Raw genomic sequence first — 17,532 nt, forward strand, 5'->3', positions numbered from 1 at the left:
TTAGAGGCAGCTGGTTAGTATCTCACGAGTTACATCTCCTGTTACGTTACCGTTTTCTCCGAAGGCGTCACCCCGCTCGTTAAAGCGTTTGGCAATGGTCTCAATGGTTTCCATTCCGATGCCCTCCTCCGAGAGACGGGTGGTCAATCCCAATGAACGATAGAACTGCTCAGTCATCTCGATAGCCTTCTCTACACGCTCATCCTCTGTGCCTTCAGTGATGTTGAAGATACGTTCACCATATTGCAATAGCTTCCCCTTCTTCTGCTCTTTCAGTATCCTGAGGGTGCCGGGCATCGCTATAGCCAGTGAATGACCGTGTGTGATGCCGTGAATTGCTGTCAGCTCGTGCCCAATCTGGTGCGTCGCCCAGTCTTGCGTGATTCCCATACGGATGAAGTCATTGAGAGCCAGTGTGGCGGAAAGCATGTAGTCGGCCATCAGGTTATAGTCAAGCGGATTCTCCTTGATGCCGGGTGCGATTTCCTTTACCGAGAGTAGTACACCCTCAGCCCAGCGATCCATCAGTCGCGACTGACCGGGGGTGGTCATATATTGTTCCAGCACATGCGTGAAGGCATCTGCCAGTCCGCATGCAACCTGATAAGGTGAAAGCGAGTAAGTCACCTCCGGATCTAAGATTGAGAATTGCGGATAGGTGCCGAAGAATCCATACTTCTCTTGTGTCTCTTCACGTGAGATTACTGCTGCTCCGTTCATCTCTGAGCCGGTGGCCGGAACCGTCATCACCGAAGCAAAAGGAATCTGCTTTTTTGCCACTCCTCCTTTTACAATCTCCCATGGATCTGTATCGGTCGCAATCCCCGCGGCGATCAGCTTGGTGCCGTCGAGTACCGATCCTCCTCCTACAGCGAGCAGAAAGTTGATGTTGTTCTCCTTCCCCATTTTGACAGTTTTCCTGAGCGTTTCTACGCGTGGATTGGGCTCTATGCCCCAGAACTCGATGAAGTTACGTCCTTTGAGAGCCTCTTTCACCTGGTCGTAGACACCGTTCTTGGTGACGCTGCCACCACCGAAGGTGAGCATCAGGTTGATGTTGTCAGGCAGCAGTTCTGCCAGTTTAGCGATTTGTCCCTTCCCGAATACCAGTTTGGTCGGGTTCTGAAAAATGAAATTGTTCATAATTGGTTATTTATTTGTCAATGATTTGTTTGTTTCTGATTATCCGCAACAGTGACGTATTTTAAAATTTAAGCGTTATTGCTTCCCTTCACCACCAATGCTTGATTTGGCTATTTATATTTAACGATTTAATGGTACCTGTTGTTCGAAACAAATGGTTTCAGAAAAGATAAAAATGAATTTTGTTAAATGCAGCAATTAAAATATAAAAATAACAGTATCTTTATCGCTATATTGGCGTGGAAGATTTCATTTTTATATTTAACGCCACCCTGATACATTGGATTAAATTTTATTGTGTAACCTCAAAAAAATGATCATTATGGTATTTGTGCTTGTACTACTGCTTGTTGTTGTATTTTTGTTGCTGTACGCTGTTTCGGTATACAACAAACTCGTTCGGTTGAGAACGTTGGTGGATGAAGCCTGGAGCGGCATCAATGTGCAGTTAAAGAAAAGACACGATCTGATTCCCAACCTGGTGGAGAGTGTAAAGGGATATGCCGCACATGAAAAAGAGACCTTTGAGCGTGTTACGCAGGCTCGGACAGGTGCCATTCAAGCCAATGACCTGAAATCGCAGGAGACAGCTGAAAACAACCTTAACGCAGCACTGGGCCGGCTGATGCTGGTTGCGGAGCAGTATCCCGAACTGAAAGCCAATCAAAATTATATGCAGCTTCAGGATCAATTGAGCCTGATTGAGTCGGATATCGAGAAATCAAGGCGTTACTACAACGGTACGGTGCGTGAGAAGAACATCCTGATTGAAACCTTCCCAAGCAACCTGATTGCCGGTATGTTTCATTTTACCAAGTCACTCTTCTTTGAATTGGAGAATGAATCGGAGAAAGAGGTTCCAAAAATCAAATTCTGATGCGACTGCTGCTTATTGCACTCTTGCTTAGCTTCTCCTCCCTCTGCCTGGTGGGACAGGAGGAGAAAATCCATGCCTTTCACTCATCGATCGAAATTGAAGAATCGGGTTCGGTCACGGTACAGGAGAAGATTCGGATTTATGCCAACGGGAACCTTTTCAAACGTGGGATCACACGTGCACTGCCTCTCACCAGAAGAGATGCTGAGAACCATCCTGTGCGGGTGAATTACAACATCCGAGAAGTGCTGGTGGACGGCAATCCGGTCAACTTTTTTACCGATAAGGAGGGGGGTGACCTGGTGATATACGCCGGTGAGAGGGATAAATATTTGTTACCCGGTTATTAAACCTACGAAATTTACTACGAGACAGCAGGTCAGATAGGCTTCTTTTCCGATTATGACGAGCTGAGTTGGAACGTGAACGGCTTGTCTGAAAAAACGATGGATAGTGTGGGTGCAGTAGTGCGTTTACCTGCCGGTGCGGAGGTCATTTCTTCACACTGTTATACTGGGCGCCAGGGATCGGGAGATAGCAACTGCACCACGCAGACAGACGAGGTGGGGGCACTGGTGGTACAGGCAAACAATTTACCGTTCAACGAGATGCTCACTCTCTCGGTTGGTTTCACCAAGGGTATCGTTACTCAGCCACCGGAACAACTACCCCGCACCTTTACCTGGTTTGAGAGGAAGGGTCTGGTATTGCTCAGTAGCCTCTTTCTCGTTTTTTTATTCGCCTACTATATCTACACTTGGCGCAGGTATGGGGTTGACCCCCCCAAACCGGTTGTCATTCCACAGTTCTCACCTCCCGACGGACTTTCGCCGGCCAGCGTGGGAATGCTTTACAAGGGTCATTATCTCGATGACTTTGTTACTGCTTCCATCGTGAATCTCTCGGTAAAGGGATTTATCCGCATCGATGAGGTGGTGGAAAAGGGTGGATTGTTCGGTTTACGAAGTGACAAACGATATGCATTGGCCAGACTGAAAGAAGCTGATGACAAGTTGCCGGCTGAAGAACAGATTGTGATGAGAGCTCTCTTTCGTAAAACTGAGTCGGTAACCCTCACCGGCAAATATGACGAGACAATCGCAATGATGATGAGAGACTATCACAAGAGTCTGAAAAAACAGCATGGATCAGTGCTGAGCGAAGGTCGTAATCTGAAGTTTCACCTGGTGCCCTGGCTTGCATTAATTGCCTATTTCATAGTCATGGTTAGGTTTGTGGCAGATGACCTGTTGCAATTTACCGCCAACCGGAATGCGCTTGTAGTCACCTTATTGCTTGGCCTGGTGAGTTACCTGCTCTATGCCTGGCTGATTGTACGTCCTGGAGAGAGAAAACTGCATTACCGTTCCGCTGTGGAAGGACTGAAGATGTATCTTGATGTGGCTGAAGAGAAGCAGTTGCAGTTCTTCAATCCTCCTGAGGTGACACCGGCATTGTTCGAACAGCTACTTCCTTACGCCATTGCTCTCGATATGGAGAAGGTGTGGGGTGACAAATTCGAAAAGGCTTTCCTCTCTTCTACATTGGAACCGGAATCCTATCGTCCCGCGTGGTATGGTGGCCGCTATGTGAATGCCGCTCTCTTCGGACATGCCCTTAACAGTACTCTTTCCAACACTCTGAGTCATGCTGCCATGCAGCCTCAATCCTCTTCGGGTGGTGGCAAATGGAGCAGCGGATCGTTTGGCGGCGGCTTCTCCGGGATGGGTGGAGGTGGCGGACGTGTAGGCGGTTGGTGAACATCCACCCCTTTTGTTTGTTCTTCCAATAAATGAGGTATTGAACGAACCAACGAGAATGAATCGACTCTATTCGCTTGATCAGATCAACTATCCCAAATTCCGCGGCAAGATCATCGACCTTTACCTGCATGCCTTCACCAGTGGTGAGTATGCCCAGTATGTTGATCGGGCAACTGCGGGATCAACACTGGATAACCTTGTCCGAAAAGGGTGGGGCAAAATGCTGTTTGTGGGTGACAGATTGGCGGGAGTGGTGTTGGCGATGTCATTGTTGCACGATATTGATTTTCCTACTGCAACGTTGCCGATGATATTACATGAGCATACGCTTTATATCAGTGAGGTGATGGTGTATGCCGATTTCCGTGGCCGGGGGATTGCCCAACAGATGGTGAACGAGTTGCTGGAGGTGTCTGGTGACTCCTTTACTGATGCAGTGATTCGTGTATGGGATCGGAACGAACCGGCACTGGCGCTTTACCGAAAGCTTGGGTTTAAACCGGTTGCATCTATCTGGCAGACAAAGCTGGAGGCTCCCGGCCGCCCGTTCGAAATGAGAAAGATTTATCTGCATAGGAGTATTCGTTCTACAGATAGAGTGAAATGATTGATCGTTGAATAGCGATAATTTAATAATTCAGGATATGAAAGATTTACTAGCCAGAACCATCGACTTGCGAACTGGTTCACCCGAAGAAAAAAGAGAAGAGATTCGAACCTATTTTCTAAAGACATGGGCCATCGACGAGCTACTATATACCCAATTAAAAGGTGACGAGGTGTTCTACCACCGGGGCGATCCGCTGCGTCACATCATCCTCTTCTACCTGGGCCATACTGCCGTCTTCTTTGTCAACAAGCTCTACCTGGCTGGCATCATAGATCGGCGTATCAATCCTAAGTTTGAATCAACTTTCGCCATCGGGGTGGATGAGATGAGCTGGGACGACCTGGACAACAACCATTACGACTGGCCTCCCGTATCGGAAGTGCGTGCTTATCGTGACGAAGCAAAGGGTGTGATCCTTGATCTCATTGACAACAGTGCGCTGGAGCTGCCCATTGACTGGAAGAACTCCTTTTGGATCATCATGATGGGAATCGAGCATGAGCGGATTCACCTGGAGACCTCCTCTGTGCTGATTCGTCAGCTGCCGTTAGAGCTGGTACGCTCCGGTCTGTTCGGAGAACGATGTCCATTCAGTGGCGACGCTCCAGAAAATGAGTTGATTCCCGTGTCGGGTGGGACGATGCGATTGGGTAAGTCATGGGACCATCCCCTTTACGGGTGGGACAACGAATATGGAAGCCTCGAGGAGGAGGTGGCTGATTTCAGGGCTGCAAAACAGCTCACCTCCAATGGCGAGTTTCTTACCTTTGTAGATGCAGGTGGATATGAAACGGAGCGTTACTGGACCGATGAGGGATGGCGATGGCGCAACTTCCGTGAGGCAACGATGCCGCTCTTCTGGCGTAAGAGTGAGCAGGGATACCGTCTTCGTTTGGTGGCCGAGGAAATTGAGATGCCCTGGAACTGGCCGGTGGAGGTCAACTACCTTGAGGCAAAAGCATTTTGTAACTGGAAGAGCGAAGTCACCGGAAAAACCTTCCGTCTGCCTACCGAGGCAGAGTGGTACCGCCTGCAGCAGGTGTCACGATTGGATGATCTGCCGGAGTGGGGTACCGCACCGGGTAACATCGGTTTGGAACATTATGCCTCTCCCTGTCCGGTTGATCTGTTCGAACAGGGAGACTTCTACGATGTGGTCGGCAACGTGTGGCAGTGGACCGAGACACCCATCACCGGTTATCCGGGCTTCAAGGTGCATCCGATGTATGATGATTTCTCCACGCCCACCTTCGACGGGAAGCACAACCTGATCAAAGGAGGCTCCTGGATCTCTACTGGCAACGAGGCGACACTGCATGCACGCTATGCCTTCCGTCGTCATTTCTACCAGCATGCCGGCTTCCGCTACATTGAGAGCGATGCACCTTTAAAGATACAACAGGCCGACTACATAACCGAGGAGGATGTTACCCGTTCCTGTGAACAGAACTGGGGCGAGACAATTGCAGGAGAAAACAATTTCGCCGTGAGTCTGGCTCACCTGGCGGGTAAACTGTTGCCGGACAATCCTGAAGCACGTGTGCTGGACCTGAACACCGATACGGGGCGGCTCGCCTTCGAGTTGGCGAAGCAGTTTCGTAATGTCACCGCCCTTGATTTCACTGCCCGCATGATCCGTGTGCCCATTCAGTTGCAGGAACAGGGATACGTGCGCTATACGATGAAAGATGAAGGAGAGTTGCTTTTCTATCGTGACATTGTACTTTCAGATTATGGTTTGTCTGAAACCAGAGAACATATCCTCTTCATGCAGGCAGATGCGATGAACCTGAAACCGATCTTTACGGGGTATGACCTGATTATATTGCCCAACCTCCTGGAGGAGCTGAGCGACCCGCTGCATTTCCTGTCGGAAATTCATTCAAGGTTGAATAATGGGGGATATCTGTTGCTTGCATCTACTTACGAGTGGGATCCCGAGAGGACCCCGCGTGACAAATGGCCGGGAGGGTTTAAGCGTGATGGTGAACCGGTTACCTCACTCGATGGTATCCGTGAGGCCTTGGCACCTCAATTCACGCTCTGTTGCGAACCGGAAGAGATTGTACTTCACATCAAAAAATCGACCCGCATCAGTGAGCAACGCAACGTGCAGGTCACTGTATGGAAGAAAAATGAGTAGAATTACTCGTTAAACCAGCGAGTCAGGGAACTGAAAATGTTCTCTGCCTCTTTTTTCTTTTTCTTTTCTGAGGGCACAAGCACCTTCAGTCCTTTTTGTATGATCTCAACGTTGATCTCACGGCCAGTCTCTACCGGCTCTCCATCGACATGCATCAGCCCCTTTTTTTTACGACGGATGGTCAGCTTTTGGGTAACTAACGTGGTCATCTTGCTGTTCTTGTCGATGTTCCTGGTGAAGAGCTGCAGCGTGGTCTGTGGTATCTCCAGTGCGTTGAGCGGCTTGAGAATGGAGACGTTCATTTTACCATCGTCCATACTGGCACCGGGGGCGATATAGGCTTCGTTGCCATATTGTGAGGCATTGGCACAGGTGAGCACGAAAGCCCGCTCGGTGAGTGTACCCTCATCGTGTGTCAGTTCATATTCTTCTGACTTAAAATCAACTGCACTCTCCAGGATATTGCGGAGGTAACCCAAGGGTCCTCTCTTTTTCTCTTCTGCAAACTTATCGCTGATAAAGGCGTCAAATCCAAAACCACAAGTACAGAAGAAAATTTGGTCGTTGGCCACCCCATAATCGATGGTGCGGTTCTTCCCGCTGAGGATGATTTCAAGGGCTTTCTCCGCATCCATTGGAATATCCAGTTCTCGGGCCAGTCCGTTGCCGGAACCGAACGGGATGATGCCGAGCGTGGTGTCGCTGTTGACCAACGTACGGGCTACCTCGTTCACCGTGCCATCACCACCGGCTGTGATCACATAGCGGTATTTCTCCTTTACTGCCTGACGAGCAATCTCGGTGGCATGACCCGGATAGCCGGTGATGCGAATCACCAGGTCATACTTCTTTTGATCGAAGGCGGCAGCAACCATCTCTGGTATGTTCTTCTTCGACTCAGTTCCAGAGATTGGATTGATGATCAGGCAGACTTTTTCTTTTTCCATGATGTGGGAATATTTTTGTTATTAACACACTAATATACTGTTTTGTTTTAACCCTTTTTATTTGTCCTTTCCTGCATTGTTGCGTACTTTTGCACCCATTAAGAAAAAAAAGATGTTACAACCCGATAGCTTGATCTTTGACATGGATGGTACTCTATGGGATAATGTAGATAGTTACGTCATCTCATGGAACAGAGGTTTGATCAAAACCGGTTATCAGAAGCAGGTCACCCGCAATGATATCCTCGGACTGATGGGTAAAGAGGCCCGCGTGATGCTCGACACCATCCTGCCGGATGCAGGTGAAACGGCCCAGGATCGCCTCTTTGAGGCAGTAATCAATGCGTATCAGGAGCTGCTGCCAATGATGAGCCCACTCATTTATGATGGTGTGGTGCAGGGGCTGGAGCAACTTGCCCAGAAATATCGGTTGTTCCTGCTCAGCAACTGCGAGGAGGGGGGACTGGTTAACTTCATGAGGCATACTCGTACCACTCATCTCTTTCTGGATTACATGGAACATGGGATGAACCTGAAACCAAAACACCACAACCTCCGGCTACTGATGGCCAAGCATGGACTAAAGTCGCCACACTATATTGGTGACACCGACTCTGACAGTCACCAGTCTGCTTTGGCCGGGGTCCCATTTGTCATGGTAACTTATGGTTTTGGGACTACCAATCGCTTTCATTTGCAGTTTGATACTTTTCCCCGGTTGGTGCACCATTACATGAATCAATAAGCAGCCACAATGAAGCCAATCTTTGTCCTTTTGGTCATTGCCCTTTATTTTGGGATGTTGATGCTGATTTCCTGGCTAACCGGCCGAAAGGGAGCTAGCAACGATGCCTTCTTCCGGGCAAACAAGTCATCCAAATGGTATGTGGTGGCAGTGGCAATGATTGGTACCTCCATCTCCGGCGTCACCTTTGTCTCAGTTCCCGGTATGGTGCGCAACCTCGACATGACCTATATGCAGATGGTGCTGGGCTTCTTTTTCGGCTACCTGGTGATTGCCTACATTCTGCTGCCGCTCTACTACAGGTTGAACCTTACCACCATTTACGGCTACCTTGAACAGCGCTACGGAGTCCGTTCCTACAAGACCGGCGCCTGGTTCTTCCTGCTCTCCAAGATTGTGGGCGCTGCTGCACGACTCTACCTTGTGGCTTACATCCTGCAGTCTCTGGTTTTCGACGCCTGGGGAGTGCCCTTTGTGGTGACGGTGACCGGCATCATCCTGATCATTTGGCTCTACAGCCATAAGAGCGGAATCAAGACGATTATCTGGACCGACTGGCTTCAGACGTTGCTCTTCATCACTGCATTGGTGCTGATCGTCTGGCAGCTCTCCTCAAGCATGGAGATGAACCTGGCGGAAATTGTCACCACCATACGAGAAAGCCCTCACTCCCGCATCTTTGTCTTTGACGACTGGCACAGCACCCAGCATTTCCTCAAGCAGTTCTTCAGCGGCATGTTTATCACCATCGTAATGACAGGACTCGACCAGGACCAGATGCAGAAGAACCTGACAATCCGAACCTTGCGGGATGCTCAGAAGAATGTGGTCTCTTACGGCCTGGCCTTCGCTCCCATCAACTTCCTGTTCCTTTCCCTTGGAGTGTTGTTGCTGGCTTATGCCGGACAGAATGGCATCCCTCTGCCGGAGGTCTCTGACAACATCCTGCCATTGATAGCCAGCGAGCACCTTGGTCCAGTAGTGTTGGGTATCTTCGTAGTGGGCATCGTCGCTGCTGCCTTTTCCAGTGCCGATTCGGCACTGACGGCACTCACCACCTCTTTCTGTGTCGACATACTCGGCATAAAATCCATCGCAAAAGATATCAAACAGGAGGAACGTGAAGTGCGTATCCGGCGACGAGTACACCTGGGCATCAGTGCCGTTTTCATCCTGATCATCCTGCTGATTGAAGCCATCGGTTCCGACAGCATCATCAACGCCATTTACAAGTTGGCATCATATACATATGGACCTCTGCTAGGGCTCTATGTGGCAGGTCTCTACACGAAGGTAAATCCTGCTGACAGATACGTTCCTTTTGTTGCGATTGCTGCTCCGCTGATTTGCTTCCTAATTGAACTGGCTATATTTCAATTTTTTGCTTACCGGGTGGGGTATGAACTGTTGCTCATGAACGGGATGTTGACCGCATTGGGACTCTGGGCTATCTCACAAAACAACAAAAATAAACTTGCTTAGACTATGAATATTCAAACGGCAGAATTCATCATCAGCAACACCGATCACCACCAATGCCCGCAGGACGGGAAACCGGAATATGCCTTTATTGGTCGTTCCAATGTTGGTAAGTCGTCACTGATAAACATGCTCACCAACCGAAAAGGATTGGCCATGACCTCTTCCACTCCGGGAAAGACCATGTTGATCAATCACTTTCTGATCAACGGTGAGTGGTATCTGGTGGACCTTCCCGGTTACGGGTACGCGCGTCGTGGCAAGGAGGGTCGGGAGAAACTACGGGTCATCATTGAAGATTATATTCTCGAAAGGGAGGTGCTGTCCAATCTCTTTGTACTGGTGGACTCGCGACATGAACCACAGCAGATTGATCTGGAATTCATGGAGTGGCTGGGTGAGAATGGCATCCCCTTTGCAATTGTTTTCACCAAGGCGGACAAGCAGGGAAGTGGCAAACTGCAGATGAATGTGAACGCATACAAAGAAAAGATGTTGGAGAGCTGGGAGGAGCTACCCCCCATCTTCGTTACCTCCTCCGAGAAAGCACAGGGTAGGGAGCTGTTGCTGGATTACATCAATGATATTAACCGTTCCCTTAGAGGAAAAGATTAACGGATTGTTCCTCCCGCAATATCAAGTAGTTCGTTTGTGATAGATTGCTGACGTACCTTGTTGTATTCAAGTTTTAACTCATCTATAAGGTTGTCAGCATTGTCGTTGGCAATCTGCATGGCAGTCATACGGGCTGCATGCTCAGAGGTGACCGAGTCGATGTGCATGGTATAGAGCTTCATCTGGATCACTTTGGGAAGTAGTTGCTCCAGGAGGCTGATCTTGTCAGGTTCCACAATGTATTCCTGCTCAGAACCCTCACTCCCGGCACATGGAAGTGCTACCGGTAAAAAGATCTCTTGCCGAACCTCTTGTGTTCCCTTGCTGACGAAGTGGTGGTAAATCAGTTCTACCCGGTCGATCTTACCGGTGATGAACAATTGCATCAACTCCATAGCAATCAGCCGCGTAGCCTTATAGGAGGGTTTGGCAGCGAGTGCTTCATAATCACCGGCCGGTACCATTCCCAATTTTTCTACTGATTTGGTAACCTTGTTCCCGATGGGATAGACCAGGATGTTTTCTTTCCCCAGATGCATGTAGCTCTCCATAACCGAAGAGAGCCTGGTTATGATGTTGTGGTTGAAACGACCTGCAAGCCCCGTGTTGGAGGAGAATACCACGATGGCTACCCGTTTGACATCGCGCTGTTGGGTGTAAGGCGATTGGAACTCCTTCTCCTCTTGCAGCAGATGTTGCAGCAAATGGTTCAGCTTCTGCTCATAAGGATAGAGTGTCGCGATGAGCTGCTGTGTCTTCAACAGCTTCGCGGAAGAGACCATCATCATGGCGGTGGTGATCTTCTTGGTGGAGCGGACCGATTGTAACCTGCTTTTAATTTCTTTCAGTAGTGCCATTGTCCTTTAGTATTGCATCGATTCGATGGTGTCTGATGCAGCCTGTTCGATGATTTTTCCAATCTCGTTGTTCATGATCCCCTCCTTAAGTCGGTTGAGCACATCATCCCGGTGTTTCAACTCCATGGTGGCAAGAAACAGCTTCTCAAATCGGTCTACCTCCAACAGGGGAACCTTTTTGAGCAGACCGTGTGTACCACAGTAAAGAACTGCAATCTGGTGTTCCACCCTCATTGGAGTGTGTACAGGCTGTATCAGTAGCTGTTCATTTTTTTGCCCCTTGTCGATTGTCATCATGGTGACCGCGTCCATATCACCACCAAACTTGGTGAAGGCAGCCAGTTCCTGGTACTGCGCCTGGTCGATCTTCAGTGAACCGGCCACTTTTTTCATTGCCTTCACCTGCGCGTTGCCCCCCACGCGGGAGACGGAGATGCCGACGTTGATGGCGGGACGGACCCCTCTGTTATAAAGATCAGCCTCCAAAAAGATCTGTCCATCGGTGATGGAGATCACATTGGTAGGGATGTAGGCGGAGACATCACCCGCCTGCGTCTCAATGATGGGTAGCGCGGTGAGGGAGCCACCACCCTTCACCCGTTCCTGCATGCATGAAGGAAGGTCGTTCATGTGCATCACCACATCCTGCTGTGAGATGATGCTCGCGGCACGTTCCAGCAAGCGGGAGTGAAGGTAGAAGATATCACCCGGATAGGCTTCACGTCCCGAGGGGCGACGTAGGATCAATGACACCTCCCGGTAAGCTACTGCTTGTTTGGAGAGATCATCGAAGACAACCAGGGCATGACGCCCTGTATCACGGAAATATTCACCCACGGCAGCACCGGCAAATGGTGCGATGTAACGCAATGCAGCCGTATCGGATCCGCTGGCTGCAATCACGATGGTATAATCCATGGCTCCATGTTCGGTGAGTGTTTTCACCAGGGAAGCCACCGTTGAACCTTTCTGACCAATCGCCACGTAAATACAGTAGACCGGATCTCCCTCCTCATAGTTCTTCCGCTGATTCAAAATGGTGTCAATGGCGATACTTGATTTGCCGGTCTGACGATCACCAATGATCAACTCACGTTGACCCCGTCCGATGGGTATCATTGCATCTACCGCTTTGATACCTGTTTGCAGTGGTTTGTTCACTGGCTGGCGGAAGATAACGCCAGGTGCTTTCCTTTCTAGCGGCATCTCCAACAGCTCACCCTTCAAGGCTCCTTTGCCATCGATCGGTTTACCTGTAGGTGAGATCACCCTTCCCAGCATACCTTCTCCCACGCGAATGGAGGCCACGTGGCCAGTACGTTTCACGATGTAACCCTCTTTTACATCGCTGGTGGCACCCAACAAGATGGCTCCCACGTTGTCCTCCTCCAGGTTCATGACGATGGCCTGCATGCCGTTGTCGAACAGCAACAGTTCATTAGACTCTGCATTGCGAAGCCCATATATGCGCACCACGCCATCACTGACGCTGATTACCTGGCCTGTCTCGTCGTACTTGATGTCGGTGTCGAGACCCTCCAGCTGCATCCGCAGAATATCCGATACCTCACTAATTTTGATTCCGTTGTTTGCCATGATCACTTTATTGTTTCATCTTGTTTCAATAGCCGCATCCAGTATCCTGAAACGGTTGCGGATGCGGGATAGTTCGCCTGCCACGCTGGCGTCCCAGCGGTCGTCGTCGAGGTAGAGGATGAAGCCTCCAATAATGGAGGGGTCGACTACAGGCTCCACCTCCAGACTGCCACCTACAATCTGACGGATGCGTTCGATGAACCGCTTCTCTGTCTCCTCATCGATCGGCAACGCGGTGACAAGCCTGCCGTACTGGATCTCAAAACGCTCACGATGGAGCTCTGCATATCGCAGAGCGAAATAGTGAATCAGATCCTCACGTTCATTTTCTAAAATAAGCCGTAACATCCGTTGCAGCGAGGGAGGTAACTCTCCCCCTCCGCAGGCGGTTTGCAGAAGGGACATCTTTTGCTTTTTCGTGTTCATCGTTCCTGCAAGGGCACGACGCAAAGTAGGCTGTTGGTTGAACATGGCGGCCAGGGTCTGCATCCTTCGATAGACCTCCACCTGCTCTCCTGAGTCGATGGCATGTTCCAGCAGCGCTTTCGCGTAACGGGAGGAGATGAGTCCGGTGTTCATTGTCGTCAGGATTTTGAGATGTCTACTTCATCCAGCAAGCGGTCTATCATCTTCATCTGCTCCTGCTCATCGCCCAGCTTCTCCCGTAGAATCCTTTCCGCCAACTCCACCGAGAGGGTAGAGACCTCACGGCGGATGGTGCGCAATGCCTCCTCCTGCTCTGCTTCAATCTTCTTGCGAGCCAAAGCCAACATCTTCTCCGATTCGGCAGCTGCCGCTGCGCGGGCTTCCTCAATCAGCTGTTCCTTGAGTCTGGTCGTCTCCTTGAGGATGGCATGCTGATCCCGACGTGCTTCAGCCAGCATCCGCTCGCCGGTCTGCACTACCTTCCCCAGTTCTTCCTGGGCTTCACGAGCTGCTACCAATGACGCTTCGATGTAGTTCTTCCTCTTCTCAACAGCCTTCAGGATCACCGGAAACCCATACCTGGCCAGTATCAGAAGGACGATTCCGAAAGAGATCATCATCCAGAAGAGCAGTCCCAGTTCGGGTGTCAATAACGACATAGGGCAGTCAGTTTAAAGGATGAAACCACACACTACGATGGCAAACAAAGCGACCCCCTCGATAAGGGCTGCCGAGATGATCATGGTGGTGCGGATGTCAGAGGCCGACTCCGGCTGACGTGCGATCCCCTCCAGGGCCGACTGTCCGATTCTGCCAATTCCAAAGGCTGCCGCAAATACGGCTACTCCGATTGCTACTGCCAATCCTAAAGTACTCAACGCTTCATGCTGTATCTGCAACATCACTGATAAAAGTTCCATACGATTCGTTTAATTGATTATTGGTTGTTATATTTCTTGTAATTATGTTATTCCTATTTGTGTGTCGGATGATTTGCCGTGCTATGTTCCCCGTTACGAACAATATGGGGCTCCACCCGTGCCAGTCCAATGAAGACGGCCGACAGCAGCGTGAAGACATAGGCTTGGATAAAGGCCACCAGCAGCTCCACAAAATCGATGAATACGGTGAACAACACCGATGCGGCTGTCATGGAAGCGTTGATGGTTGCTCCCAGGCTTACCGAGACAAAAATCAGGGAGGTGAGACCCAGCACGATGGCATGCCCCGCCATGATATTTGCAAAGAGACGAATCATCAAAGCAAAAGGCTTGGTGAAAAGGCCTACCACTTCGATGATTGGCATCAACGGAAAGGGAACCTTCAGCCATACCGGTACATCGGGCCAAAATATCTCTCGATAATACTCCTTCGATCCGGTGAAGTTGACCACCAAAAAGGTAGTAACGGCCATTACCAGGGTGACGGCAATGTTGCCGGTCACGTTGGCCCCTCCCGGTATAAGTGGGATCAGGCCCATCAGGTTGTTGATCAGGATGAAGAAAAAGAGGGTGAGAAGATAGGGTGAGTAGCGCGCATAATCCTTCCCTACGGCCGGTTTAATCACTTCATCCTCTATCATCACCACCGCCATCTCCATCAGTCCGCCAAGCCCTTTCTTCGGTTTCAGCGGATCACGGCTGATGCTGCGTGCAGCAGAGAGGACCAGCAGGATCAGCAGCAGGGAGCTGAAGAGCAGCGAAGCGGCATTCCTGGTAAGAGAGAGGTCGAGTGGACGGGCGATCGTACCACCGGGCAGGGACTCTACGATTTTGCCGGCATACTTTCCTTCACTGGCAATGCTGAATCCGCGATAACTGACCTCACCATGATGCAATCGGGAGGAGAGAAAGAGATGCCACCCACTCTGCCTGCTGTGGAGAATCACCGGTAGGGGAATAGATAGATCCCTCTCACCATTGCCTGTGATATGCCACTCATAGCTGTCCGCCAGATGGTGCAGGATCATCTCCTTCACATTGAGCTCACCACCACCGGCTGCCTCTTCATCTGTCTGCAGGGAGGCAGACACCTGGCTGGGGGACAGCAGGGTGATGAGCATCAATGCTATGAATGTGAGGCGTTGTTTCATAATTCTATCGGCTCCTTAGGCGGTTTGTTGTGTTCTGACTTGTTTTTGATGTACTTCTCCATCCGCAGGTAGATATAGGTCTCCCATACCAGATCTATCAGGTAGATGATGATGAAGACAATTGCGAAGCTGCGTATACCAGCCTGGTGTATGTACCAGTAGATGAGGATGGTGATAAAGGAGACGAACACCTTGATCACTTTCAGCAGCATATAGAGGTTTACCATCTTCGTTGGATGAGTGATGGCTGAATGGCGGAATTGGGTGATGAAGAGAATCCCGAGCAGATAAAAGAAGAGTGGAATGATATAATAACCTTTTACCAGTAGTGTCGGGAAGAAGGCTTCCAGCAACAACCAGATGCCCACACCGGTGACGGCCATCACCACGGTGTGAAATATGAGAAAATTGAAAATCAGCTTTTTCATTTCTTGGCAGTTTCTTTGGTCACTGAGTCAATGCATACTGTAATCCTGTTGTTGATCACCTCAACAAATCCTTCCGCAACATCAATCGACAGCAGATGTCCCTCTGCTGCGAACAGGATGGTTCCCTTCCGGAGTGAGGAGATCAATGGTGCATGGTTCTTCAGCACCTGAAAGGATCCCATGGTGCCGGGGAGCGTGATCGATTGCACATTCTCCCACAGATGGTTTTTCTCGGGTGAGAGTATCTCCAGTGTCATTGGGTTGCTTCGGTTTGTTCCATAAGAGTTTTGCCCTTCTCAATTGCTTCTTCAATGGTACCCACACTCATGAATGCGGTCTCCGGATATTGGTCCATCTCCCCCTCCATGATCATCCTGAAACCACGAATCGTATCAGCGATGGAGACCATCACTCCCGGTTGCCCGGTATATTGTTCCGCCATGAAGAATGGCTGTGAGAGGAACCGCTGCACCTTGCGGGCACGGTTCACTGTGAGACGGTCTTCGTCAGAGAGCTCATCCATACCCAGGATGGAGATGATGTCCTGCAGTTCCTTGTAACGTTGCAGGATCTGCTTCACTTCCATTGCCGTGTTGTAGTGTTCCTCTCCCACAATGGCGGGGTCGAGGATTCGTGAAGAAGACTCGAGTGGATCCACCGCCGGGTAGATTCCAAGGGAGGCAATTTTTCGGCTGAGCACCGTCGAGGCATCAAGATAGCTGAATGTGGTGGCAGGTGCAGGGTCGGTGAGGTCGTCGGCCGGTACGTAGACTGCCTGTACTGATGTGATCGATCCATGTTTGGTGGAGGCAATTCGTTCTTGCAGGGTTCCCATCTCGGAGGCAAGCGTGGGCTGGTAGCCTACTGCCGAAGGCATACGCCCCAGAAGTGCCGATACCTCCGATCCAGCCTGCACGAAACGGAAGATGTTGTCGATGAAGAGCAGAACATCACTACCCTCGCCACCTTTATCACGAAACGATTCTGCCACTGCCAGGCCAGTAAGGGCGACTGATGCGCGGGCTCCCGGTGGCTCGTTCATCTGTCCAAATACCAGTGTAGTCTGTGATGATTTCAACTTCTCGTAATCGATCGTGCTCAGGTCCCATTTCCCTTCGTCCATTCCACTCTTGAATGCCTTTCCATATTTGATTACGCCTGACTCGATCATTTCGCGCAGCAGGTCATTCCCCTCACGGGTACGTTCCCCTACACCGGCAAAGACCGAGTAGCCGTTGTGTCCCTTGGCAATGTTGTTGATCAGCTCCATGATAATTACCGTCTTTCCCACACCGGCACCACCAAATAGTCCGATCTTCCCTCCCTTCAGGTAGGGCTGTAGTAGGTCTATCACCTTGATACCGGTAAATAGCACCTCCTCTGAGGTGGTGAGATCTTCGAACTTGGGCGCTTCGCGGTGAATGGGGTATTGCTGATCCCTGTTCAGTTTCTGCAAACCATCGATGGGGCGACCTACAACGTTTAGCAGTCTCCCTTTGATCTGTTCGCCTACCGGTACACTGATGGGACGACCGAGTGCTTTTACGGTGAGTCCCCGGCTCAGGCCATCTGTGCTCTCCATAGCCACAGTGCGGACAATATTTTCACCTATATGCTGTTGAACTTCAAGAAATACCTCCTGTCCGTCAGGTCGTAACACATAGAGTGCATCATTAATGGAAGGTAACCTCAATTCGGTGGATTCAGAAAATTCAAACCGCACATCTACCACAGGTCCGATTATCAGTGAGATGCGTCCGATCAGTTTTGACATAGCAATAAATATAATTGATCAACGGTCCGGCAAATTG

General features: G+C 50.1%; 19 protein-coding genes. 8 read left to right on the plus strand and 11 right to left on the minus strand.

From position 1 onward, the window contains the following. On the minus strand, positions 1-1,143 hold the full coding sequence (locus tag JS578_12060) for an iron-containing alcohol dehydrogenase (protein ID QRX63575.1): 1,143 nt from the start codon (positions 1,141-1,143) through the stop codon (positions 1-3). 322 nt (positions 1,144-1,465) lie between these two features. On the opposite strand from JS578_12060, the gene JS578_12065 reads away from it, so the two are divergent. The 5 genes from JS578_12065 to ovoA are packed head-to-tail and all read left to right on the plus strand — an operon-like array spanning position 1,466 to position 6,536. Then, on the plus strand, positions 1,466-2,020 hold the full coding sequence (locus JS578_12065; protein ID QRX63576.1) for a LemA family protein: 555 nt from the start codon (positions 1,466-1,468) through the stop codon (positions 2,018-2,020). Further along, the gene (locus JS578_12070; protein QRX63577.1) at positions 2,020-2,370 is read left to right on the plus strand and encodes a hypothetical protein; all 351 of its coding nucleotides are present in this window, start codon (positions 2,020-2,022) and stop codon (positions 2,368-2,370) included. Before JS578_12065 ends, JS578_12070 begins: the two co-directional genes overlap by 1 nt. Before the next feature lie 9 nt (positions 2,371-2,379). Beyond that, positions 2,380-3,780, plus strand: a complete 1,401-nt coding sequence (locus JS578_12075; GenBank protein ID QRX65012.1) for a DUF2207 domain-containing protein — start codon at positions 2,380-2,382, stop codon at positions 3,778-3,780. Between the two features lie 58 nt (positions 3,781-3,838). After that, positions 3,839-4,390 carry a GNAT family N-acetyltransferase gene (locus tag JS578_12080; GenBank protein ID QRX63578.1) on the plus strand — a complete coding sequence of 184 codons (552 nt, stop codon included), beginning with the start codon at positions 3,839-3,841 and terminating at the stop codon, positions 4,388-4,390. Positions 4,391-4,427: 37 nt separating this feature from the next. Beyond that, a complete protein-coding gene (gene ovoA / locus JS578_12085) occupies positions 4,428-6,536 on the plus strand; it encodes a 5-histidylcysteine sulfoxide synthase (protein ID QRX63579.1) in 2,109 nt (702 codons plus the stop codon). Between the two features lie 2 nt (positions 6,537-6,538). Here ovoA and JS578_12090 read toward each other — a convergent pair whose 3' ends face one another. Next, positions 6,539-7,483, minus strand: coding sequence for a diacylglycerol kinase family lipid kinase (locus tag JS578_12090; protein ID QRX63580.1), 945 nt, complete (start codon positions 7,481-7,483; stop codon positions 6,539-6,541). A gap of 112 nt (positions 7,484-7,595) precedes the next feature. Between JS578_12090 and JS578_12095 the strand changes: the two genes are divergently transcribed. Genes JS578_12095 through JS578_12105 form a run of 3 tightly spaced genes read left to right on the plus strand, consistent with a single transcriptional unit; the run spans position 7,596 to position 10,322 of the window. Further along, positions 7,596-8,228 carry an HAD family hydrolase gene (locus JS578_12095; GenBank protein QRX63581.1) on the plus strand — a complete coding sequence of 211 codons (633 nt, stop codon included), beginning with the start codon at positions 7,596-7,598 and terminating at the stop codon, positions 8,226-8,228. Positions 8,229-8,237: 9 nt separating this feature from the next. Then, a complete protein-coding gene (locus JS578_12100) occupies positions 8,238-9,710 on the plus strand; it encodes a sodium:solute symporter (GenBank protein ID QRX63582.1) in 1,473 nt (490 codons plus the stop codon). A gap of 3 nt (positions 9,711-9,713) precedes the next feature. After that, entirely contained in the window at positions 9,714-10,322 is a 609-nt protein-coding gene (locus JS578_12105; GenBank protein ID QRX63583.1) for a YihA family ribosome biogenesis GTP-binding protein, read from the plus strand. Here JS578_12105 and atpG read toward each other — a convergent pair. From atpG to JS578_12150, 9 genes are read right to left on the minus strand one after another with little or no spacing between them, the layout of a single operon-like run. After that, positions 10,319-11,179, minus strand: coding sequence for an ATP synthase F1 subunit gamma (gene atpG / locus JS578_12110; protein ID QRX63584.1), 861 nt, complete (start codon positions 11,177-11,179; stop codon positions 10,319-10,321). The two genes, JS578_12105 and atpG, sit on opposite strands and share 4 nt — an antisense overlap. A gap of 6 nt (positions 11,180-11,185) precedes the next feature. After that, positions 11,186-12,775, minus strand: a complete 1,590-nt coding sequence (locus JS578_12115; protein QRX63585.1) for a F0F1 ATP synthase subunit alpha — start codon at positions 12,773-12,775, stop codon at positions 11,186-11,188. Between the two features lie 15 nt (positions 12,776-12,790). After that, a complete protein-coding gene (locus JS578_12120) occupies positions 12,791-13,354 on the minus strand; it encodes a F0F1 ATP synthase subunit delta (protein ID QRX63586.1) in 564 nt (187 codons plus the stop codon). A gap of 5 nt (positions 13,355-13,359) precedes the next feature. Next, positions 13,360-13,860: a F0F1 ATP synthase subunit B gene (atpF, locus tag JS578_12125; GenBank protein ID QRX63587.1), complete on the minus strand. Its 501-nt coding sequence runs from the start codon at positions 13,858-13,860 to the stop codon at positions 13,360-13,362. A 12-nt stretch (positions 13,861-13,872) separates the two neighbouring features. Then, positions 13,873-14,121, minus strand: a complete 249-nt coding sequence (gene atpE, locus JS578_12130; protein QRX63588.1) for an ATP synthase F0 subunit C — start codon at positions 14,119-14,121, stop codon at positions 13,873-13,875. Between the two features lie 53 nt (positions 14,122-14,174). Further along, positions 14,175-15,293 carry a F0F1 ATP synthase subunit A gene (gene atpB, locus JS578_12135; GenBank protein QRX63589.1) on the minus strand — a complete coding sequence of 373 codons (1,119 nt, stop codon included), beginning with the start codon at positions 15,291-15,293 and terminating at the stop codon, positions 14,175-14,177. After that, on the minus strand, positions 15,290-15,721 hold the full coding sequence (locus JS578_12140) for a hypothetical protein (GenBank protein ID QRX63590.1): 432 nt from the start codon (positions 15,719-15,721) through the stop codon (positions 15,290-15,292). The genes atpB and JS578_12140 overlap by 4 nt, the downstream gene beginning before the upstream one ends. Continuing rightward, a complete protein-coding gene (locus tag JS578_12145) occupies positions 15,718-15,978 on the minus strand; it encodes a hypothetical protein (GenBank protein QRX63591.1) in 261 nt (86 codons plus the stop codon). Before JS578_12145 ends, JS578_12140 begins: the two co-directional genes overlap by 4 nt. Further along, positions 15,975-17,495, minus strand: coding sequence for a F0F1 ATP synthase subunit beta (locus JS578_12150; protein ID QRX63592.1), 1,521 nt, complete (start codon positions 17,493-17,495; stop codon positions 15,975-15,977). The genes JS578_12145 and JS578_12150 overlap by 4 nt, the downstream gene beginning before the upstream one ends. Between the last annotated feature and the right edge of the window lie 37 nt (positions 17,496-17,532).

It is taken from the genome of Dysgonomonadaceae bacterium zrk40, from assembly GCA_016916535.1.
Taxonomy (GTDB): Bacteria; Bacteroidota; Bacteroidia; order Bacteroidales; family Dysgonomonadaceae; genus Proteiniphilum.